The organism is Faecalibacterium duncaniae, assembly GCF_010509575.1.
GTDB classification, from domain to species: domain Bacteria; phylum Bacillota; class Clostridia; order Oscillospirales; family Ruminococcaceae; genus Faecalibacterium; species Faecalibacterium duncaniae.
The window spans coordinates 46699-66017 of sequence record NZ_CP048437.1 but is presented as its reverse complement, the minus strand read 5'-3'; the positions used below and the strand labels follow the sequence as shown (position 1 = coordinate 66017).

The window sequence follows — 19319 nt, the reverse complement described above, 5'->3', positions numbered from 1 at the left end:
CTGAGAGGTTCTATGATACGGCAAACGCCGCCCGGCGGCATTCCCCACCCGGCGGCGTTTGCAAAAATTCTGAACAGAGAGAAGCGCGGGAAGGATCAATACTTCTTCTCAACCGGAACGATCCAGCCCTTGGTATCGGGGATCTTGCCCCACTGCATCCCGGTCATGGTGTCGTACAGCTTCTGGGTCACAGGGCCGATCTTGCCATCGCCAATGTAGGCGTGCTCGCCCTTCCAGACCAGCTCCTTGACAGGGGAGACGACTGCGGCGGTACCAGTGCCGAAGACCTCCTCCAGCTTGCCCTCGCGGGCGGCCTGCATGATGTCCGCAATGGCCAGCTTGCCCTCGATGACATCATAGCCCCAATCCTTCAGCAGCTCGATGCAGCTGCGGCGGGTAACGCCGGGCAGAACGGTGCCAACGGTTGCAGCGGTGTAGACCTTGCCGTCGATCTTGAACATGATGTTCATGCTGCCGACTTCTTCAACGTACTTCTTCTCCACGCCGTCCAGCCACAGCACCTGTGCGTAGCCCTGCTCCTCGGCCAGCTCACCGGCCTTGATGGAAGCAGCGTAGTTGCCGCCGCACTTGGTGAAGCCGGTCAGGCCGGGAGCGGCACGGATGTATTCATCCTCAACGTAGATGCGGACGGGGTTGATGCCCTCGGCGTAGTAAGCGCCGGAGGGAGCACAGATGATGCAGAAGATATAGTGCTTGGAAGCGTGCACGCCCAGACCCACATCGTTTGCAAAAATGAAGGGACGGATGTACAGAGAAGCACCATCGGTATGGGGCACCCAGTCGCGCTCCACATCCACCAGAGCCTCAACAGCCTGCACAAAATCCTCTTCCGGGATCTTAGGGATGCACAGGCGGTCGGCGGAATCCTGGAAACGCTTTGCGTTGCAATCGGGGCGGAACAGCTGAATGGTGTCATCCGCGGTGCGGTAAGCCTTCATGCCCTCAAAGATCTCCTGCGCATAGTGGAACACCACCGTGGCCGGGTCCAGCGGGAAGGGTGCATAGGGGACGATGCGGGCATCGTGCCAGCCCTCGCCCTCGGTATAATCCATCACAAACATGTGGTCGGTAAATTTCTTGCCGAAGCCCAGCTTGGTCTCGTCCTGGGGCTTCTCCTTGGGAGAAGTGGTACGAGTGATCTTGATATCCAACATGATATATTTCCCTCTTTTCTGATCTCACACAGCAGATTTTGCGCGGCACGCGCCCGCACCTGAAATGCCGAATGTTGTTTTCTATTATAGTAGCATGAGCCGGATTTGCAAGGAAACGCAAAATCTTTCATGTTTGGGGGCTGTAAGTTGTCGCAAATTGTGATAAAATGAAAACATAAGCCCTCTCAGTCAACGCCGATGGCGTTGCCAGCTCCCCCAAAGGGGGAGCCCATTGCGGCTTTTAGATTTTGGTTTTGCGAAAACCTTTTCCATGAGGCAGAACAGCCTCTCCCTTCGGGAGAGGTGGCATTGCGAAGCAATGACGGAGAGGGTTATAATAAAAGGAGTTCTACCATGATCAACGGCGTGATTTTTGATATGGACGGCCTGATGTTCGACACCGAGCGGATGTGGGCCACTTTCTGGAAACCGGCGCTGGCGGCGCTGGGTCTGGAGTACAAGGAAGGCCTTGCCGAGGTTGAACGCGGCACGGCGGGCGAAACTTCCCGTAACATCGTGCGGCAGTTCTACGGAGAGGACTGTGATGCCAACGCCATCATCGACAGCCTGCACCGGGTGGCCGATGAGGAGTTCCAGAAACCGGTGCCCAAAAAGCCGGGGCTGGACGAGCTGCTGGCCTGGCTGGATGCCAACCACATCCCCATGGCAGTGGCCTCCTCCAGCCGGGTCCATGTCATCGAGGGCAACCTGAACAACTGGGGGTTGACCCACTACTTCAAGGCGCTGGTATCCGGCCAGCAGGTCAAACACTCCAAGCCCGACCCGGAGATCTTCCTGCTGGCGGCAGAAAAGCTGGGCACCGACCCCGCCCACACGCTGGTGCTGGAGGACAGCTACAACGGTGTCCGCGCCGGTGCCGCCGGGGGCTTTGTCACCGTCATGGTGCCCGATCTGCTCCCCGCCGACGATGAAATGCGCAGTCTGTATACCATGGAATGCACCAGCCTGAACGAGGTGCTGGCCAAGCTGAAAACAGGAGAACTGTAACTGAGGGAAAGCTCCGCAAAATCACCCCGTGTTCCGGGGTTTTATTGTCTCCTGCGTTATGTTATAATAAAAGAAAAGAAAAAAGGAGACATCCCCCATGAAAATCGCAATTCCTTATGAAAACGGTATGGTATTCCAGCACTTCGGCCACACGGCAGAGTTCAAGTTCTACGAGGTCGAAAACGGACAGGTGACGGCCAGCGAGGTCGTTTCCACCAACGGGCAGGGCCACGGCGCACTGGTGGGCTTTCTGGCCCAGCACAATGCCAATGTGGTGTTCTGCGGCGGCATCGGCCCCGGGGCACAGAACGCCCTTGCACAGGCAGGCATCCAACTGTTCGGCGGGATCAGCGGCCCGGCAGACGCGGCAGTAGCAGATTATCTGGCCGGAAAGCTCCGCTTTGACCCCAACGCCCATTGTGACCACCACGACCACGGCGAGGGCCACCATTGCGGTGAGCATCACTGCGGCGGGCACTCCTGCGGCCAGTAACCCATAACATCACAAAACCCCGGAGCGATGCATCACAGCAAACGCTCCGGGGTCATTTTATGCCTTAGAAAAGCCGGCAGAAGCCAGGGCAGTGCTGTGAACGACGCCCTGCCTCATCTCGACAGCATTTTATTGGGACACAAAAGAGATGCTCTCGGTCTGCTTCGATTCGGCCGGGCGGGGCGGATCTGCTTTGGTCAGCATCTGCTGGAATTTCCGCGCCGCCGTATTCAGTGGGCGGTGGCGGTCGTAAACAAGGCAGATTGAACGAGTCGGGATGATCTCCTGCAGATGAAGCTGCACCAGCTCGCCCCGCTCCAGGCTATCCCTCGCCATGGGTTCCGGCACAAAGGCAAGGCCCAACTCGCTTTTGACCAGCGTGAGCATCTGGTCGGTGGTGGCGGCTTCCGTATCCGGCTTGAGGACCGCGCCGTGATCCAGGAAGAACTGCCGGTACAGGCTGCGGGTCACGCTCTCGTCGCTGAGGGAGATGAGGGGATAGCTGCGCAGCTCCTTCAGGGTCAGGCTCTGACTTGCCAGTGCGGTGAAGGTCCTGCCACCCACCAGCACCTCGTAAAACGACTTCAGCTCCACCATTTTCAGCCCTGACTCGATCTCCGCCGGGGTGCTCACAATGGCAAAATCCACCTCGCCGTTCTTCACGGCCTGCACCGCCTGCGGGGTGGAGTGGTTCGAGATGCGCAGCCGGATGCCGGGATATTCGGTATGGAAATCCCGCAGCTTTTTGGAAAGATAAATGTTGAGCGCCGTCTCGGTGGCGCTGATGCTGATGGTTCCGTGCTCCAGCGTGGCACTGGCGCTCAGCTCCTCCTCGGCATCCTGGATCTGCACCGCCGCCGAAGCAATGCGGGAGTAGAGCATCTCGCCTTCCGGTGTCAGGGTCACACCCCGATTGGAGCGGATGAACAGCACGCAGTTCAGCTGGCTTTCCAGTCGGTTCATCGAGTGGGTGATGTTGGGCTGGTTGTTGCCCAGCACCCGCGCGGCCTTGGTAAAGTTCTGATACTTCGCCACATAATAGAAGATCTTGTAATACTCCCAATCTACATACATGATACGTCTGCCCCCTCCATGTAAAAATCGCATTGCTGCCTTGTGCAGAATACTTTTTGCACATTTTATCCCTGCCCGTATCATAACAACTGCAATCGAAAATTGCAAGAGGAAATTGAAAAATAGTAAAATCGCAAAAAGGAAGGCAATTGGCCCTTGCCGATCTTGCGCCCGGGGCACAGCTAATCTTCTAGCCCATGACTCCCAGTCACATTCTTCAAATATTCCTCCGGGTCACCATTCAGAATCAAGTCCGCATAGCTCAGCGGGTCGTTGTAAATAAGGTACGGAAGTATTGGGAGGGATTGCATGAGCGACTGGAAAAAGAGGAACGAAGATTGGCGTGATGAGGACGAACTGCTCTACGCTCACACGCAGAACAAGCCCCGGTTGGAGTTGACCGAGAAGATCGAAGCCGACTTCTACACGCAGGATGTGGCCGGTGCAAAGCCGCAGGACCTCCCGGAAAACAAAACGCCGGTGTCAACAAAAATCACGGGTAAAATGATTCTTGAAGCCATCCGGCAGATGAACGCAGAGGAGCGCTGCGAGCTGACGCGGGTGCTCTTCGCGTAAAAATTTGCGTTTGCGAAGCAATGAAAGCCCCAGTGGGGCTTTTAAGCAACAAAGCGGTCTTGCGTAAGCAAGATGGAGGGGCCTCGCCCCGACAAGCTTAATTTTTGTGCAGCGAAATACACGCTGTGCAAACGATGCAAAGAGTTCACGGCATTTTCTGGTGCGATGGAAGGGACTCGAACCCCCGGCCTACTGATTCGTAGAAACCAAACGGCATCTTTCATCCATATCCACAATTCACGAAGAATCGTCATTTTCATCGATGCACCGTGATTTTAGAGTTGTGAATCTATTGTATTCCTTTGCATTGTTTGCACTCCTTTGCACCTGTTATCCATCCTTGCAATGTGCAGAAAATGTGCAAAAGTGTGCAGAGCCAAAATCAGCCCTGCAAGACGACCTCAAACTCAACGGCTTTCCTGCTGGATTTTTGGGGCATCGGCAGAGCAAAAATTCCCAATTTCATCCAGACAACAATCTTACATCATACACCGGTTTTATGGCAGGGTTTAGGACATCCGAACAGACACCGTTTGATATAGAAAGTGAGGTTCACCATGAATAAACTGCTTTCCTGCCGCTTCAATATGGACACCAACCGGGTGGAAGCCCGGTTCGAAGATGGCACCATCGTTGCCATCGACTGCATCGCCGTGGAGGACGAGTACGGCAACGCCCCAGCGCAGCGGGCTGAACTGGACTGGCTGCTGTACAACAAGCCCTTGGAGTATGTGCAGATGGTGCTGGAAGGGGAGATGGAGCGCTATCTCTCCCTCAGCTGCAACCACGGTAGGCTGGAAGATTAAGCCCCTATAAAGAACACGATGCCCACCGACCTATGGTTTTCGCCATAAGCTGGTGGGCGTCGTTCGTTATTCGGGATTCTTTGGCAGGCGGTCGTACAGCACCACCGTGTCAGCGATTTCAATCTGTACCCTCTCTTTCTTGAGCAGGGTAACCGTCCAACGGATATGCCGATGGTTGTTTCATTTTTCTGTAACGGCATCTTGTGTGCCAATAAAGGGTGAAACCCTCCCTTTGCAGGGCTTCGCTTAAATAGTTGAGCCTTATCTGAAATCTTTTGTCGAATTCAGTATTTTATCAGTTATAACTTTTGGTTTTGCAATTTCTCCATTGAGTTTCAATCGTAAGTGTGATATACTGTGGTCGGCCACGGAAGGAGAGTGAAGTTTTATGATCAAACGCGAACTGTATATGAGCCGCATCCGTCCGTTTATCGGGACGGAGCTAGTCAAGGTCATGACCGGTATCCGCCGCTGCGGAAAGTCGGTCATGTTGGAGCTGATCCAGCAGGAACTCACGGAGTCCGGCGTCAGCCCAACACAGTTTATCGCCATCAACTTTGAGGATATGAGCTACTCCCATCTGCAAACCGCGCAGGCGCTGCATGATGAGATCACCAAACGCGCCAAGGAGATCGACGGCAAGGTCTATCTGTTTTTTGATGAGATTCAGGAGGTCAAGGACTGGGAAAAGTGCATCAATTCTTTCCGCGTTTCGCTGGATTGCGACATCTATATCACCGGCTCCAATGCAAAGCTGCTGTCTGGTGAGCTTGCAACCTATTTGGGCGGACGGTATGTGGAGTTTGTGATCTATCCGTTCTCATTCGGAGAGTTCATGGAGCTGTACCGCTCGATCAGTCCTGATGCGTCCATTCAGCAGTGTTTCCAAAAGTACCTGCTTGCCGGAGGGATGCCCTATCTCGCAAACCTCCGCTATGCGGATGCGCCGTCCAAGCAATATCTTCACGATCTGTTCAACTCTGTCCAGCTCAAGGACATCGTGAAGCGAAATAAAATCCGTGACGTTGACCTGCTGGAACGGATCATTGCCTATGTGATCGCCAATGTGGGAACGACCTTCTCGGCGACCTCTCTTGCAAAGTTCCTGAAAAACGAGCAGCGCACCGTTGCCCCGGAAACAATTCTGAACTATATCAAATACTGCTGCGAGGCGTACCTGTTCTATCAGGTGAAGCGGGAGGACTTGCAGGGCAAACAGATCCTTGCCTCCAACGAGAAGTATTATATTGCCGATCACGGAATCCGCGAGGCGGTCTTCGGCGGCAATATGCGGGACATCAACCTCATTTTGGAAAACATCGTCTATCTGGAGCTGCTGCGCCGGGGCTATGAGGTGACTGTCGGCAGGACGGGCGATAAGGAAATTGATTTTGTATGTGACAAGCGCGGCGAAAAGCTGTATGTTCAGGTCACTTATCTTCTGGCATCGGAAGAAACAGTCAACCGCGAGTTCGGCGCGTATGATAGCATCCGCGACAACTTCCCGAAGTACGTTGTTTCCCTCGATGAGTTCGACATGAGCCGAAACGGGATCAAACACCGGAATATCCGCGATTTCCTCTTGGCGGAGGAATGGAACTGAACAGGAAGCCCGGCATCACGTCAAATGGCGCGATGCCGGGCTTCTTAAAACTCAAAATGGAAAATCTAAATGATAGGCATCTTTGACTTTTTGTAATTCCTCCATAATCTTATGGGGACAATTAAAAAGGAGCTCCTGTAGAGAAGGGAATAAAGTATACTCTCGCGGATTTCCATAGCTTGTCCAACTGCTTGCATATACAAGCTCATTTTGAACAAAAAATTCAAGGCAGCTTCCATAGTTATTTGAAAGTGTGGAATCAAGTGTGTTTTTGCTCTCCCACTGCCTTATATTTTCGATTTCTCCTTCTGCCATCCAACGGTCACCAAACGTGCGCATTCTCTCTTCCACGATATAAGCAACAAACAGCCGTATATTAATATCAAGCGTGTCATCTGACCAGATTTTTTTGAATATGTTGACGGCTAATTCAATATGCTGATCCACGCATTTTTTAAGTGGTGGAAGCACCCGTGCTACGTTTGCAGAGTATTTGCGGAAAGTGTCGATGCCAAACTCCAGAGTATCGTTATTCAAAGCCCCGTTATCAAAAGATGACAGCAGATCAAACGCGTTATCGACATTTACGCCACGGATTTCGCATTTGTTTAACCAACTTGAAATAGTAGATTTAGAGACTTTTCGAACATTTTCATGAAGTATGTAGTATAGCACGATTCGTTCATCGTCCGTGGTTATTTCTGCAATAGTATCTGCGATAGAAATATCAGAACCACCCGGGGGCAATTCTCTCACTTTCAAATATTCTGCATACCTTGTTCTAAGTTTATTATTCTCGTATGTGATAAGACTGGCTTTTGTGTGCGGAGCCGATACCGCTTCGCTCACAGTATCATAAATGTACGAAATATCTGTATCGGAATCCAACCGCCTTAACTTATATTCGTTATTTAGGAATCCGTACATGTTGCCCGAATTAATTTCCGGCAAGGCAACTGGAATTACAGGAACGTCCTCATACCAAAGCACTCCCGCTTCATTCAGGCAATAGGCACTCTGATAATAATCATGCGAAAGAATCGCAATGTTAACTGCGCTGCTTTTCAGCGCAGATCTGACTTCATCAGAAATGCGTTCATTTATGTCGTTGCCCGGCAGAGAAGAGCAGAAAACTGCTTCCTTAGAAATTCCGGTTCCTGCAAAAAAGTCAACAAGCATATCCGCAATACCTTTATCAGTTGATCGGTGGCTTATGAAAATTGTATTTTTCTCCTTTTTCCCTTGTGTTGCATTGGTGGGGTTATGCGTGTTATACTCAGCCAATCGTTCACTATATGTTCTTGCAGAATTATTTAGAATGACAAAGTATGGCTCATTATCAGCCCATTTAACATCAATATAGCCGAGTTCTTTTAGTTCTCTTATGATACCGTCAAGTTCTTGCTCTTGTTGCGTAGAAAGCCCGTTGTATTGTTTCCGCAATACCTGCGTAGGGTTTTCTGAACAGACCAGCTTTAACAGTAACCCTTCAGAATTAGATGGAAGTTTTCTAAAATCCATAGATTCTCCTTATAATTGCGGCTTGTCTAACACATACATCAGCTGGCTTGCCAGCATTATTTGCTCCATAGCCTCACGTTTTTCATATTGAAGATTAGCATGAGCCGCAGGATTGCGATAGGCTGCCATGATTCCTTCAAACAGAGATTGGATTCCACGTCGGTAGTCCCTGCCACTGGTAGTAGTTGTGTCACAGAATTTGAAAGCGCCGTTCTCGCTCATAAGTGCGCCAATCACATCGCCGATCTTTGAGGGAACTGCTGCGCCAGGTTTTAACTCTGAAAACTTTTCGCGCAGACGTGATTCCACTTCTTTAATTGCCTTTTCTGCCGCAGCTGAACAATGACCATCTACAAATAACTCACGGGAAACATTCACAATCCGCGGGTGTATCTCTGACCAGAACTGGACAACAACGGGTTCTGCTTTGATATGGCGAACAATTACCACCAACTCGCCAAATGCCGCAGGATTCAGGAAAATAGCACCCACTTCGTTTTGCTGAAAAAGTATATTTGCAACACAGGGGAGCGTAGTCGCATAAAAAGGATAGTCTGCTTGGATTCCTCTCGTAATTGCATTGATCCATTGGTAAACGCGCTGAATTTCCTGAGGCGTGTGGAGAAACTGCATATGCAAGTTTGCATTTGTAAAGTCTATCCACTTTCGCAGCTCATACAGTTCGTTCTCATACGGCAGTTTCAAAGCACGCACCTCCCTTACAGCGCCTTTACCGTGTCGATAAACTGGCTCATGCTCATTGCACCCGGCAAGAGGTTTTCCTCATTCTCAAATACCATGTAATAGCGGAAATCCTTGCCTGCTGCTGTACGCCACGCCTGACCGAGTGCGATTTTCTCCCGGCTGTCACCGTTTTTCAGGTGGTCGCCCTTGGTTTCCGCGCAGATGAGCTTGCCGCTTTGGGTCATAATCAGAATATCCGGGTAATGCTTGATAAAGCCGTTGATTGAAAAGCCCTGTCTGGCAATATTCCGATGCCACCAACGGACATTTGGCAGGGCGGTCAGCTCTACGACCAGCTTTTGTTCCAGTTTGTTCATGTCGCCGTCCTCCGCCGTGTACAGCGAACGGGCGTATATGTCAGTATGGGTGGTGGGATGGATTGCGAGGGGCAGGCGGAACGAGGGCTTGCAGACAATGCGCTCCGTTTCCAGCCACTTTTCAAAAATTTCCCGATAGTGGGCTTCCAGCAGCGTTTCAATCTTGTCACGGATCTTCGCCGCATAGCCCAACGGCGCTTTCTCCATGGCGGCGAGCTGCGCCTTGTCCATATCGTCCACAATGCGGTCTATGTAGGCTTTCAGCTCGGCAGCGTCCACCATGTTCAGTTTGTTAAGCTGCTTGAACATCATGTCCTTGCATTGGCGCACCCGGCTTTCCTGCGGCAGATTGTTGAACCACTCCTTGAAATACCGCTGCTCGGCGCTCTCCATCTTGAACACCTTCGGCAAACCGCCGTCCTGCTCCCGCACGTCGATTTCGCGGATTTCATCGTCTGCGGCGGCAAAATCAATGTCGTATGCTTTGCCCTTGAGGGTAAAGCCCTCTGCCAGCATTTCCTTGTCCAGCAGTTCAAAAGAGCCGTCCGTAAACAGAGATTGCTCGATTTTCAGGAAAAACTGCGGGATTTGCAGCGTTTCAATATCCTCCCGGAACTGCGGGTTTACCCCAAATGATTTCACTTTATCCCGCACCTCCCACGGAAGATTGTCCATCACCGGGTCATTGCCGGTCTGCTGAATTGCATCTGTATATGCCTTTTCGACCTCTGCGGCAGCGTCCAGCATGGTGTCGGCCTTCGGGGCAGTTTCAGGCGTTTGCGCCTGTTCTCTGCGCCGCTCCAACTCTGCCCCGATCAATTTCCCATCCAGCCCCGAAAAATCGTCCTCTGCGGTTTCCAGTTCGGAAACTCCTTGCGGGTCAGGCAGCGTAATTTGTTCTGCTGGCTGTTCGGGAATCTGCGGTTTTGCGGACTCCCCGATCCGATAGTCCTTATCGCTGAAACCTGCGCTGTTCAAGCCCTTGACGATATGCGCCACGGTGTTGTTGAAGTCGTTGGAGGAAGTCAGCACATAGGACATATTGAGTGCGCTTTGCGTATGCTGGCTCGTATGGGGCAGACGGAGAATCCGTCCCAAAATCTGCTCCACGTCAACTTGACTTGTCTTATTGGCAAGGGACGCAAGAATATAGGCAAAGGGGCAGTCCCAGCCCTCTTTCAGCGCATTGACCGTGATAATATATCGGATCGGGCAGTTTGGGGACATCAACTCCACATTTTTCAGCTCGTTCACATCGGCGGTACGAATGGCAATTTGATCGGCAGGAATCCCGGCGTCCACCAGCTTGTCCCGCAGTTTTTCAAAGGTGGTCGCGTCCTCCTTGCCCTTCGGCTGTGCCTGAAACAGCGCGATAGGACGGATATATTTACCCGTCTTGGCGTACTCCGCGTTTGCGATTTCTTCCAGCTTGTTCCGCAGGTCGATTGCATCAGTCAGTACCTCGGCTTGGCTGTCCCGGTTATAGACGATCACCGGCAGCTTGACCATGTGTTCGTTTTTCAGCTGCACCGCGTCCACATAGGAGATGATATTGCTCTCCTTTTTCGGTGTGGCGGTCAAATCCAGCACAAAGCAGGGATTGAAGTTTTCCAGCATTTCAAGGCTCAATTCCGACCGGGCATGGTGGCTCTCGTCCACGATGACAAGCGGGTTAAGCTGGTTGATGATCTGGAACAGAGCGGTTTCGTCCGCTTTTTCAATGGGGCTGTCGGGCTTGCCCAGCACCTTTGCAAACGCGGCAAGATTGCTGTTTTCCTGATAGGCTTTCAAGCCCTCCTTACCGCGACCGCGGAAGGAATCATAGGACAGCACCATAACCGACAACTGCTCCGTTACGGCCGTGGGGTTGAAGTTCTGACCGTTCAAAAGCTCCTGCTTGGTGTAGACCTCCACACGCCCGCCGAAATCCACGTCGATTTTTTGGCGGTAGGGATGGGAGGTGTCTTTCAGGGCTTTCGCCGTCTGTGTCAGAATCGCGTCCGATGGAACAAGCCACACGACCGCCTTTGTCTTGGTAGCGGGGAGCGCGTCAAAGATAGGGCGAACGGCGTTGCAGGCAATGAAGGTTTTGCCGCCGCCTGTCGGTACCTTGAAGCAGAGATTTGGAACACCGGGTATCACGTTTTGGTATCGCCCTAAAGCCGGTGCGCTCTTTTCCCGCCAGAACTGCTCAAACGCTGTCATATAGTTCTGCGTTTCGTTCAACAGTTCCAGATAGCGGGTCAGGTCCGCTATCACTTTTTTCTGATAAGATTTCAGTTCCATACAGCGAACACCCCTTACAGTCTGCTAATATCTCTCGGTATTTTCTTGAATGTAACGCCCATTTTTGCCAGCTTGTCCTCACTGATGGAGCAGCGGTCGGCGTAGATCACCGTTCCGTCGGCTTTTTCCGTAATGGTGGAGAGGAACGCATAGTCCAGCACCGTCACGCGCTGCGGCTCGTAGTAGAAGTAATAGCCTGTGCTGTTGTGCTTGCCGAGGTAATAGGGATTTCCGCCGCTGGGCGGGGCGTAGGGCTGCTTTGTTTCCATGAACCAGATGTATTCGCGGATTTTCTCCGGGGCAACCGCTTCGTTCAGGCAATCGCCCATAAGCAGCGGTTCGCCAAGATCATAGAAGCTGAAATTGCCGCCTGTGCCCTCCACGGCGTTTTTACCCTCACCGTAGCCCTTGATAACGCGCTTCACGCGCTCGGCGGTGATGCTGTCGGCGTAGTCCATCATCTCGACAAGAATAAACTTGCGGTGTCCGCCGTCCGCTTTGTTCATGTTCAGCACCGCATGGGCGGTGGTGCCGGAACCGGCGAAGGAATCAAGGATAATATCGGCATCTTTTGTGATTGCTTGAACCACGCTTTCAATCAGTGCAACCGATTTCGGATAGTCGAACGTTTTGGGCGATTCAGGAAAAATGTTTTTAAGCGTTTGCGTTCCGTTAACAGTGAAAAATGCTTTTTCAGCCCATATCGTAGGAACCTGTCCGCCTACGGTCTGATTTTCTCCAAATAACAACGTCGGAACACCATCTTCATGCCCTAAAACTTCCAACTCGCCGTCTTTGATTTTCTTGATAACTCCGCTTGGCAAATACTGGACACTGTATTGGTTCTGATTGCTCCCGCTTTTGTTTTTTGAGATTTTTATATAGCCTTTTTCCCAATCCACTTGTAATCGTCCTGAAATCTGCCGCCAGACACACTGCTTGCCTTTTGCTGTTACGGGCCAAACGGCAACTTTCCCTTGTGGAGCGATAGAGTAGTCATATGGAAAATCAGCTTTCTCTCCGGTGTATGAGCCGTCATCAATTTGCTCTTGTAATGATTTTCCTACACCAGCAAATACACCATTTTCGTCTATAAAAATTGGATATGTCTGATTTGGACGTTGTGTCTTGTCGAACGTACTCAGTGTAAGCCCCTCGAATGGCGTTCTGTTATTCCCGCCACAAAAATCAAGTGCGTTTGCGTGAAAGTCCGCAGGCACAACAAAAACCAGATACTCTTGCACATAGTTAAAACCGCCTGATGGTTTCCCACCAGAAGTTTGTACTGTGACAGTCACAATCTGCTTTGTCCCAAAAATCTCTCGCAAGAGATTTACAAGATTATGTAGTTCATGGTAGCTGATGCTTATAATTAAGCATCCATCATCCGCCAGCAGCTTTTGCAGCAGCTTCAAGCGCGGATACATCATGCACAGCCACTTGTCGTGGCGGGTCAAGTCCTCGCCCTCTTTGCCGACGACCTCGCCCAGCCATTTCTTGATCTTGGGGTCGTTGACGTTATCGTTATAGACCCAGCCCTCGTTGCCGGTGTTGTAGGGCGGGTCGATGTAAATGCACTTGACGCGCCCCTCATACCGGGGCAGCAGCGCTTTCAGGGCTTCCAGATTATCGCCCCGGATGATCATGTTTTCGCTGCCGTTATCTTCGCTGTGCTGTCCGTTTTCATCAAAGCTGTACTTGCGCTCCAACACCCGAAACGGCACTTTCTGATGGTGATTGATCACCTTGCTTTTTCCAATCCATTCAAGTGTTGGCATGGCTGATTTCCTCCTGAAAATAAAGCATATTTCGTAATTCACAATGCAGAATTTTCGACAGATTACAATTATGCATTACGCATTATGAATTATGAATTTTCTTCTTGATATACTTGCCGTTCTTGATTCTTGCGTCCGCCGGTTTCTCTGCGTCCTCTGGAATCCCCCAGACCGAGCCAATGCGGATCGCACCGGGGACACGCCCCTCGCCGCACAAAATCTGAATACGGCGGGTGGAGATACCCCAGCGTTCAGCGGTTTGCGCGATTGATAAATACTTCATGGGCAGCACTCCTGTTGCAGTTCCGTTCTGCGTCTGCTTATAAAATCACAGTATAATTATAATCGTCAAAGCGAATAAAAGCAAGGACTTTCCGGAAAAGCTCAGGAAGTATCTTCAACCTAAAAAACAAGGGTTTGGGGCTTTCCCAAAAATCAAAATGGGCGTATCGGCTGCAAGGCTGAAACGCTCATTTTCCCGGTGTGTACGGACACCGGATGTGCTTGCTATTCTCTCAAATCTCATATCCGCAGATACAACGCGCTCCCGCTTTCGCAAAAGCAGGGGCGCATATTTTTTGAAAATTTCTCATTTTGATCCCTGCGTTTTGACTTAAAAATGTCCGTTGTAAAGTGAAAGGAGTTCTTTGATATGCCAGACCGCACGCGACCCATCCGCAAGGAAATCTGCCTGAACGAGCAGGGGTTGAATCTCATCCAGCACAAGATGCGGCAGTTGGGAACGCACAACTTCGGTGCGTATGCCCATAAGATGCTGATCGACGGCTACGGTACTTTACACTTCACTTTTCATAAGTCCTACTATCACCGCTTTATCACAATAAATTTTACAAAACCATCTTGACGCACCTTGCAAACCGTGATACCCTTTATCGCAAATCCCGCCGAGCTTGTCGGGGCAATGCCCCTCCATCTTGCTGCGCAAGACCGCTCTGCCGCTTAAAAGCCCCACTGGGGCTTTCATTGCTACGCAAACGCGGTCTCGTCGAAAAGTACAGAGTGGCGAGGATTTGTTCCCTATGAAGATTTTTACCGCCCCGCAACACACCCGATCTATTTTGCCGCCGTTTCACCCGACAAAATCATCGCTGCGCTGCGTGGGCGGTATTTTTCTTTTTTACAAATAAAATCTTATGTAGTTGTTCAATCTTCCAAAATTTGTTTTTAGTTGTTGACTACACAACCACAAAGTGTTATTCTGTGCTTGAAAGAAGCAGGTTGTAGTGTCTGCACTGCGTCCGGCTTTCTTCATACTGTACCTTGAATCCTACATAAGCCGTCTGAACGAGATACTGCGCCATGACCTCACACTTTCTGTGGGCGAGCCGGACAACGCCGCTGCAAAACAGGGGTAGGAACTGCGTTCGGTGTGAACGGTGACCATGAGCAGGGGCTTTGCCTTTTCACACGTTTTGCTCTGCAAAATTTTCAACGTGCATTGCGGTTCGAATTCTGAAATTTTCAGTGTTGCACGGAAAGGGCGAAAGCAAGTATCGACCTGTGGCCACAAATTTTCAATGCTTGAAAATGTTCTGTCACATGGTCTGCCACTTGTTGAGGAGTGCCTTCCCCAAACCCTGCTCTAGCTTCGCACCGTTGGTGCGAAAGCGGCGTGTCGCATTACATAGCCTTCTCCATCCCGGAGTGGGCATTTATCATTTTCACAGGAGGTCGAATATGGCTGAAATGAAAAGTCCGAACGCACACGCACGAGAGAACCGCAATGACACGCCGCGAAAACGAAAGACACACATCATCAAGGTCAGAGTGACCGCAGAAGAAAAACTGCGGATCGCATACGCCTGCAAAGAACTCCACCTCACCCAATCCGAACTCGTCCGCCGTGTCCTGTACGGCGTAAACGTCAAGCACACCGTTGTGGTGGCGCAGGGCGGCGAGGATGCACTGGCGGCGCTTGCCGCCTTGTCTGCCCAGTGCAGCAAGGTGGGCAGCAACCTCAACCAGCTTGCACGGCACTTCAACTCCGGCGGCAAAGACACCGAGCAGCTCCGGGCGCAAATTCTGGAGGAACTGTCCGCACTCACGAACTTTCGGCTGAAAGCCGAAGAAACGGTTGGTGAACTGTATGGCAACCATCAAGCATTTGACCTCGAAAAACTCTAACTATGCCGCCGCCGAAAGCTATCTCACCTTTCAGCACAACGAGTACACTGGTCTGCCCATTCTGGACGAGAAGGGCAGACCTAAGCTGCGGGATTCGTACCTGCTCGACACCCTTGAGTGCGGCGAATCTTCGTTCGCTATGGCCTGCCTGATTGCCAACCGCAAGTACGGCAAGAACGGCGGGCGGGAGGACGTGAAGACCCACCATTATATCATCAGCTTCGACCCGAAGGACGCAGTAGAGAACGGCCTGACCATGGAGCGGGCGCAAGCCCTTGGCTTGCAGTTCTGCAAGGAAAATTTCCCCGGTCATCCCGCCATCGTCTGCACCCACCCGGACGGGCACAACAGTGCGGGAAACATCCACGTTCACATCGTCATTGGCAGCTTGCGTGTCCGCACCGTGGAACGGCAGCCCTTCATGGACAAGCCGTGCGACTGGGAAGCGGGCAAGAAGCACCGCTGCACTTCTGCCATGCTCCGGCACCTCCGTGTCGCAGTCATGGAGATGTGCGAGCAAGCCGACCTGAACCAGATCAATCTGCTGGAAGCCCAAGGCGACCATGTTTCGGAGCGCGAGTATTGGGCGCAGCGGCGCGGACAACGCCGCCTCGACCATGCCAACGCCAAACTCGCCGCCGAAGGGCAGCAGCCCACCCAGACCGTCTACCAGACCGAACTGGACAAGCTGCGAAAGCAGATCTACGCTGTGCTGAACAAGACTACCACCTTCGAGGAATTTTCTGCATTGCTCATGCAGAAACACGGCATCGCCGTGAAGGAGAGCCGAGGCCGGTTGAGCTTACTGCCCGCCCGGCCGGACAAAGTTCATCACCGCCAAGAAACTGAGCAAGAAGCTGGAAAAAGAGCAGGTGCTGACCGTCCTCTCCCAGAACATCCAGCTTGCCGTCACCATCCAGCCCAGCAGCGAGAAGAAGCCGGATAAGATCAGGAAACTGGTTGACATTCAGGCGAACGTTGCTGTGGGCAAGGGCATCGGCTATGAGCGTTGGGCGAAAAAGTTCAACCTCAAACGCTGGTCGCAAACCTTGTGTCTCCTGCAGGAGAAGAAGCTGCTCAGCGAAGATGCCCTGCACCAGCGCATTGCCGAACTGCAAACCCAGCACGACGATGCACTGGCGGTGGTCAAAGACTTGGATGCCCGCATGGTCTCCCTCAAGGAGCTGCGCGGGCATCTTGTGGTCTATCGGCAGTACAAGCCTCTTGCACAGAAGCTCCAGACGGTGCGGAATCCCGCCAAGTTTAAGGAGCAGCACCGTGCAGAGCTTGCCGTGTACGAAGCCGCTTGCGCCTATTTCAAGGCCAATGGACTCCGGACTCTGCCGGACCTCAAAAAGCTGGATGCCGAATACCAGGCCCTTTCCTCGGAGAAAAACGGGTTCTACACCCGCTACAAGAAAGCGCAGATCGAACTGCGTGAACTCCGCACCGCACAACAAAACGTGGAAGCCTTCTTCCGCAAGGAAGAGCGCAGCCACGCCGTACCGCAGCAGGAGGTCAAATGAACAACACTCTGACGGATCGATGTGTGAATAAACCCAACCTCACCCACGCCCCTCACCGGGCTTCGTCCTTTCGCCTGTACCCCAACCATTGGGACGGAGGGTAGCACCTCTGTCTTTTCGGACGTAAAAAGCGCCATCTCGACCCGGCAGGCAGCGGAGCTGTACGGCTTCGCTGTAAACCGGAACGGTATGATGTGCTGCCCCTTCCACGGGGATAAACACCCCAGCATGAAGGTGGACAGTCGTTTCCACTGTTTCGCCTGTCAGGCGGATGGCGATGTGATCGATTTTGTCGGCAGACTTTTTCAACTTTCTCCCTACAAGGCTGTGGAAAAGTTGAAGAACGATTTCGGCATGGCACTTGCCGACGGTAAGGTGCGGCTTGCTCCCCGCAGACCGCCCAGCGTCCGGCAGCAGCTGCTGGACTATTACCGCTGTCTGCAGCGTTGGCGGATCCGATACGCACCGCAGTCACCCACAGAAGAACTTCACCCCTGCTTCCTTGAAGCGATAAAGAACCTTGACATCGTTGAATATTATCTGGACTGTTCGGTGCTCCCGGACCCGAAGACCGAAGACGAGCTACGGAAGTATTGGGAGGGATTGCATGAGCGACTGGAAAAAGAGGAACGACGATTGGCGTGATGAGGACGAACTGGAAGAAGAGGAAGAATGTGAATGCCCTTGGGTAGACAGTAAGGGCAAAGTGCGTGAAACCGCTTACTGCCAGTACCTTTTAGAGAAACACCCCATGATGTGCCTGAAACAGAAGCTGTTCGACCAGAACGGCGAGGTAGACGAGGATGCACTGCTCTACGAAGTCCACAGCGACCTCCGTGACTTTGTGCTCGACAACCTTGCCAAGAAGGAGAAGCAGGTTCTGGACGCACTCCGTATCGAAACCTATACCCCTGAATGGAAACCCCAGCTTGACCGCATCCATCTCCAGAACGGAACCTACTTTCTGGACGAGCGGGGATTTGTGCCGGAAAAGGAACTCTGCCTGAACCGGCTCCCCGTGGAATACCAGCCCGATGCCCCTGCACCGACCAAGTGGCTGGAATTTCTGGACGGTCTGCTGATCCCGGAGGACATTCTGACCTTGCAGGAATATCTCGGCTATCTTCTGATCCCGTCTACCAAGGCGCAGAAGATGCTGGTCATGACCGGCAAGGGCGGCGAGGGAAAATCCCGCATCGGCTTGCTGCTGAAGAAGCTGTTCGGGGAAGCCTCTCACTCCGAATCCATCCTCCGCATCGAAACGAACCGCTTTGCCAGTGCAAATCTGGAGTACAAGCTGGTCATGGTCGATGACGATCTGAACATGGTGGCTTTGCCCGAAACCCGGAACATCAAGTCCATCGTCACCGCCGAGGACCGTTTGTGCATCGAGCGAAAGAACAAGCAGGCTGTCCAAGGTCTGCTGTACGTTCGTTTCATCTGCTTCGGCAATGGCAACCTTGTGGCCGCTCACGATGACAGCGACGGCTTCTGGCGCAGACAGATCCTCATCACGGTGAAAGACCGTGACCCTGCCCGGGTGGATAATCCCTTCCTCATCGAAGAGTTGTCCGAGGAGCGTCCCGGCATCCTGCTGTGGATGCTGGAAGGGTTGCACCGTCTGCTGGCGAACCGCTATCAGTTCACCATCAGCGAGCGCTCCATCCAGAACCTTGAAGCAGCTATGGCAGACAGCGATAATCTGACCCAGTTCATGCAGGCCAGTGCGTATGTCCGCTTCAAGCCCGACACCGAGGAACGCTCCACCTATCTCTACCGCGCCTACACCAAGTGGTGCGAGGATAATCTGGAATCACCCGTTCCGCAAAAGAAGTTCAGCCAGTTCCTGCTGAAAAATGCAGGGAAGTATGGCCTGACCTTCTCCAAGCACATCGAGGGAAAGTACCGCGGCTTCCGGGGCGTATGCGTCCACCCCGCCTTTGCTGCGGCATAAAACACACGAAAAGTGAAAAACTCCCGCCCTACGCGCCCTAAAGCCATGGTTTTGACTTGTTATCGCTGTTTTCTCCGGGCGCGTATCTGCCCTTTCCGGGCGGATGCAGGGCGGCAACGCGCCCTTCGGGGCGGGAAAGAAACCCGGATGCGCCCCAAAAGGGCGCGTCCATCCCAGCCATGCGCCCCATAAAATCCACGCAGAAAGGTACTTTTGTGTAGTTTGGGGCGCGTGGGGCGCGTAAATTCAAGTTCTCGCACTTTTTTGGGCTGCTGCTTCGGGTCAGGAGCGGCAGGCCCTTACATATTTTACC

18 protein-coding genes and 1 pseudogene are annotated in these 19319 nt (G+C 52.4%); 11 read left to right on the top strand and 8 right to left on the bottom strand.

Annotated elements, in window-relative coordinates; translation table 11 throughout:
* Positions 1 to 95 precede the first annotated feature (95 nt).
* A complete protein-coding gene (locus tag GXM22_RS00285; protein WP_005928914.1) occupies positions 96 to 1175 on the bottom strand; it encodes a branched-chain amino acid aminotransferase in 1080 nt (359 codons plus the stop codon).
* Positions 1176 to 1529: 354 nt separating this feature from the next.
* Here GXM22_RS00285 and GXM22_RS00280 point away from each other — a divergent pair, with 354 nt between their 5' ends.
* Both GXM22_RS00280 and GXM22_RS00275 read left to right on the top strand, forming a co-directional pair.
* Positions 1530 to 2183: an HAD family hydrolase gene (locus tag GXM22_RS00280; RefSeq protein ID WP_035393217.1), complete on the top strand. Its 654-nt coding sequence runs from the start codon at positions 1530 to 1532 to the stop codon at positions 2181 to 2183.
* A gap of 97 nt (positions 2184 to 2280) precedes the next feature.
* Positions 2281 to 2676 carry a NifB/NifX family molybdenum-iron cluster-binding protein gene (locus GXM22_RS00275; RefSeq protein ID WP_005928920.1) on the top strand — a complete coding sequence of 132 codons (396 nt, stop codon included), beginning with the start codon at positions 2281 to 2283 and terminating at the stop codon, positions 2674 to 2676.
* 129 nt (positions 2677 to 2805) lie between these two features.
* Here the strand turns inward: GXM22_RS00275 and GXM22_RS00270 are convergent, their stop codons facing one another.
* On the bottom strand, positions 2806 to 3750 hold the full coding sequence (locus tag GXM22_RS00270; RefSeq protein ID WP_035393220.1) for a LysR family transcriptional regulator: 945 nt from the start codon (positions 3748 to 3750) through the stop codon (positions 2806 to 2808).
* A 182-nt stretch (positions 3751 to 3932) separates the two neighbouring features.
* Positions 3933 to 4043, bottom strand: a pseudogene (locus tag GXM22_RS15155) (DUF6061 family protein); the annotation flags it as partial.
* 16 nt (positions 4044 to 4059) lie between these two features.
* Here GXM22_RS15155 and GXM22_RS00265 point away from each other — a divergent pair.
* From GXM22_RS00265 to GXM22_RS00255, 3 genes are all read left to right on the top strand, one after another.
* Complete coding sequence (locus GXM22_RS00265) at positions 4060 to 4326, top strand: hypothetical protein (protein WP_005928927.1); 267 nt, start codon at positions 4060 to 4062, stop codon at positions 4324 to 4326.
* 557 nt (positions 4327 to 4883) lie between these two features.
* On the top strand, positions 4884 to 5132 hold the full coding sequence (locus tag GXM22_RS00260; RefSeq protein WP_005928936.1) for a DUF6061 family protein: 249 nt from the start codon (positions 4884 to 4886) through the stop codon (positions 5130 to 5132).
* Between the two features lie 388 nt (positions 5133 to 5520).
* Positions 5521 to 6735, top strand: a complete 1215-nt coding sequence (locus GXM22_RS00255) for an ATP-binding protein (protein WP_005928939.1) — start codon at positions 5521 to 5523, stop codon at positions 6733 to 6735.
* Positions 6736 to 6786: 51 nt separating this feature from the next.
* Here GXM22_RS00255 and GXM22_RS00250 read toward each other — a convergent pair whose 3' ends face one another.
* The 5 genes from GXM22_RS00250 to GXM22_RS00230 form a co-directional block, all read right to left on the bottom strand.
* The gene (locus tag GXM22_RS00250) at positions 6787 to 8256 is read right to left on the bottom strand and encodes a toll/interleukin-1 receptor domain-containing protein (RefSeq protein ID WP_005928941.1); all 1470 of its coding nucleotides are present in this window, start codon (positions 8254 to 8256) and stop codon (positions 6787 to 6789) included.
* A 9-nt stretch (positions 8257 to 8265) separates the two neighbouring features.
* Positions 8266 to 8970, bottom strand: a complete 705-nt coding sequence (locus tag GXM22_RS00245) for a TIGR02391 family protein (protein WP_005928943.1) — start codon at positions 8968 to 8970, stop codon at positions 8266 to 8268.
* 5 nt (positions 8971 to 8975) lie between these two features.
* The gene (locus GXM22_RS00240) at positions 8976 to 11603 is read right to left on the bottom strand and encodes a DEAD/DEAH box helicase (protein WP_005928946.1); all 2628 of its coding nucleotides are present in this window, start codon (positions 11601 to 11603) and stop codon (positions 8976 to 8978) included.
* 14 nt (positions 11604 to 11617) lie between these two features.
* The gene (locus GXM22_RS00235; protein WP_005928948.1) at positions 11618 to 13381 is read right to left on the bottom strand and encodes a site-specific DNA-methyltransferase; all 1764 of its coding nucleotides are present in this window, start codon (positions 13379 to 13381) and stop codon (positions 11618 to 11620) included.
* Positions 13382 to 13463: 82 nt separating this feature from the next.
* On the bottom strand, positions 13464 to 13664 hold the full coding sequence (locus GXM22_RS00230) for a hypothetical protein (protein WP_005928951.1): 201 nt from the start codon (positions 13662 to 13664) through the stop codon (positions 13464 to 13466).
* 369 nt (positions 13665 to 14033) lie between these two features.
* Here GXM22_RS00230 and GXM22_RS00225 point away from each other — a divergent pair, with 369 nt between their 5' ends.
* The 6 genes from GXM22_RS00225 (at position 14034) to GXM22_RS00205 (ending at position 19006) form a co-directional block, all read left to right on the top strand.
* The gene (locus GXM22_RS00225) at positions 14034 to 14246 is read left to right on the top strand and encodes a hypothetical protein (protein ID WP_005928958.1); all 213 of its coding nucleotides are present in this window, start codon (positions 14034 to 14036) and stop codon (positions 14244 to 14246) included.
* A gap of 833 nt (positions 14247 to 15079) precedes the next feature.
* On the top strand, positions 15080 to 15526 hold the full coding sequence (locus GXM22_RS00220) for a plasmid mobilization protein (protein WP_005928963.1): 447 nt from the start codon (positions 15080 to 15082) through the stop codon (positions 15524 to 15526).
* The gene (locus tag GXM22_RS15150; RefSeq protein WP_005928966.1) at positions 15489 to 16472 is read left to right on the top strand and encodes a relaxase/mobilization nuclease domain-containing protein; all 984 of its coding nucleotides are present in this window, start codon (positions 15489 to 15491) and stop codon (positions 16470 to 16472) included. The genes GXM22_RS00220 and GXM22_RS15150 overlap by 38 nt, the downstream gene beginning before the upstream one ends.
* On the top strand, positions 16399 to 17052 hold the full coding sequence (locus GXM22_RS15145) for a hypothetical protein (protein WP_005928969.1): 654 nt from the start codon (positions 16399 to 16401) through the stop codon (positions 17050 to 17052). The genes GXM22_RS15150 and GXM22_RS15145 overlap by 74 nt, the downstream gene beginning before the upstream one ends.
* A 189-nt stretch (positions 17053 to 17241) precedes the next feature.
* Positions 17242 to 17697 (top strand): CHC2 zinc finger domain-containing protein, encoded by a 456-nt coding sequence (locus tag GXM22_RS00210; RefSeq protein WP_005928973.1) that lies wholly within the window; start codon positions 17242 to 17244, stop codon positions 17695 to 17697.
* The gene (locus tag GXM22_RS00205) at positions 17660 to 19006 is read left to right on the top strand and encodes a DNA primase family protein (RefSeq protein WP_005928977.1); all 1347 of its coding nucleotides are present in this window, start codon (positions 17660 to 17662) and stop codon (positions 19004 to 19006) included. The genes GXM22_RS00210 and GXM22_RS00205 overlap by 38 nt, the downstream gene beginning before the upstream one ends.
* Positions 19007 to 19319: the final 313 nt, after the last annotated feature.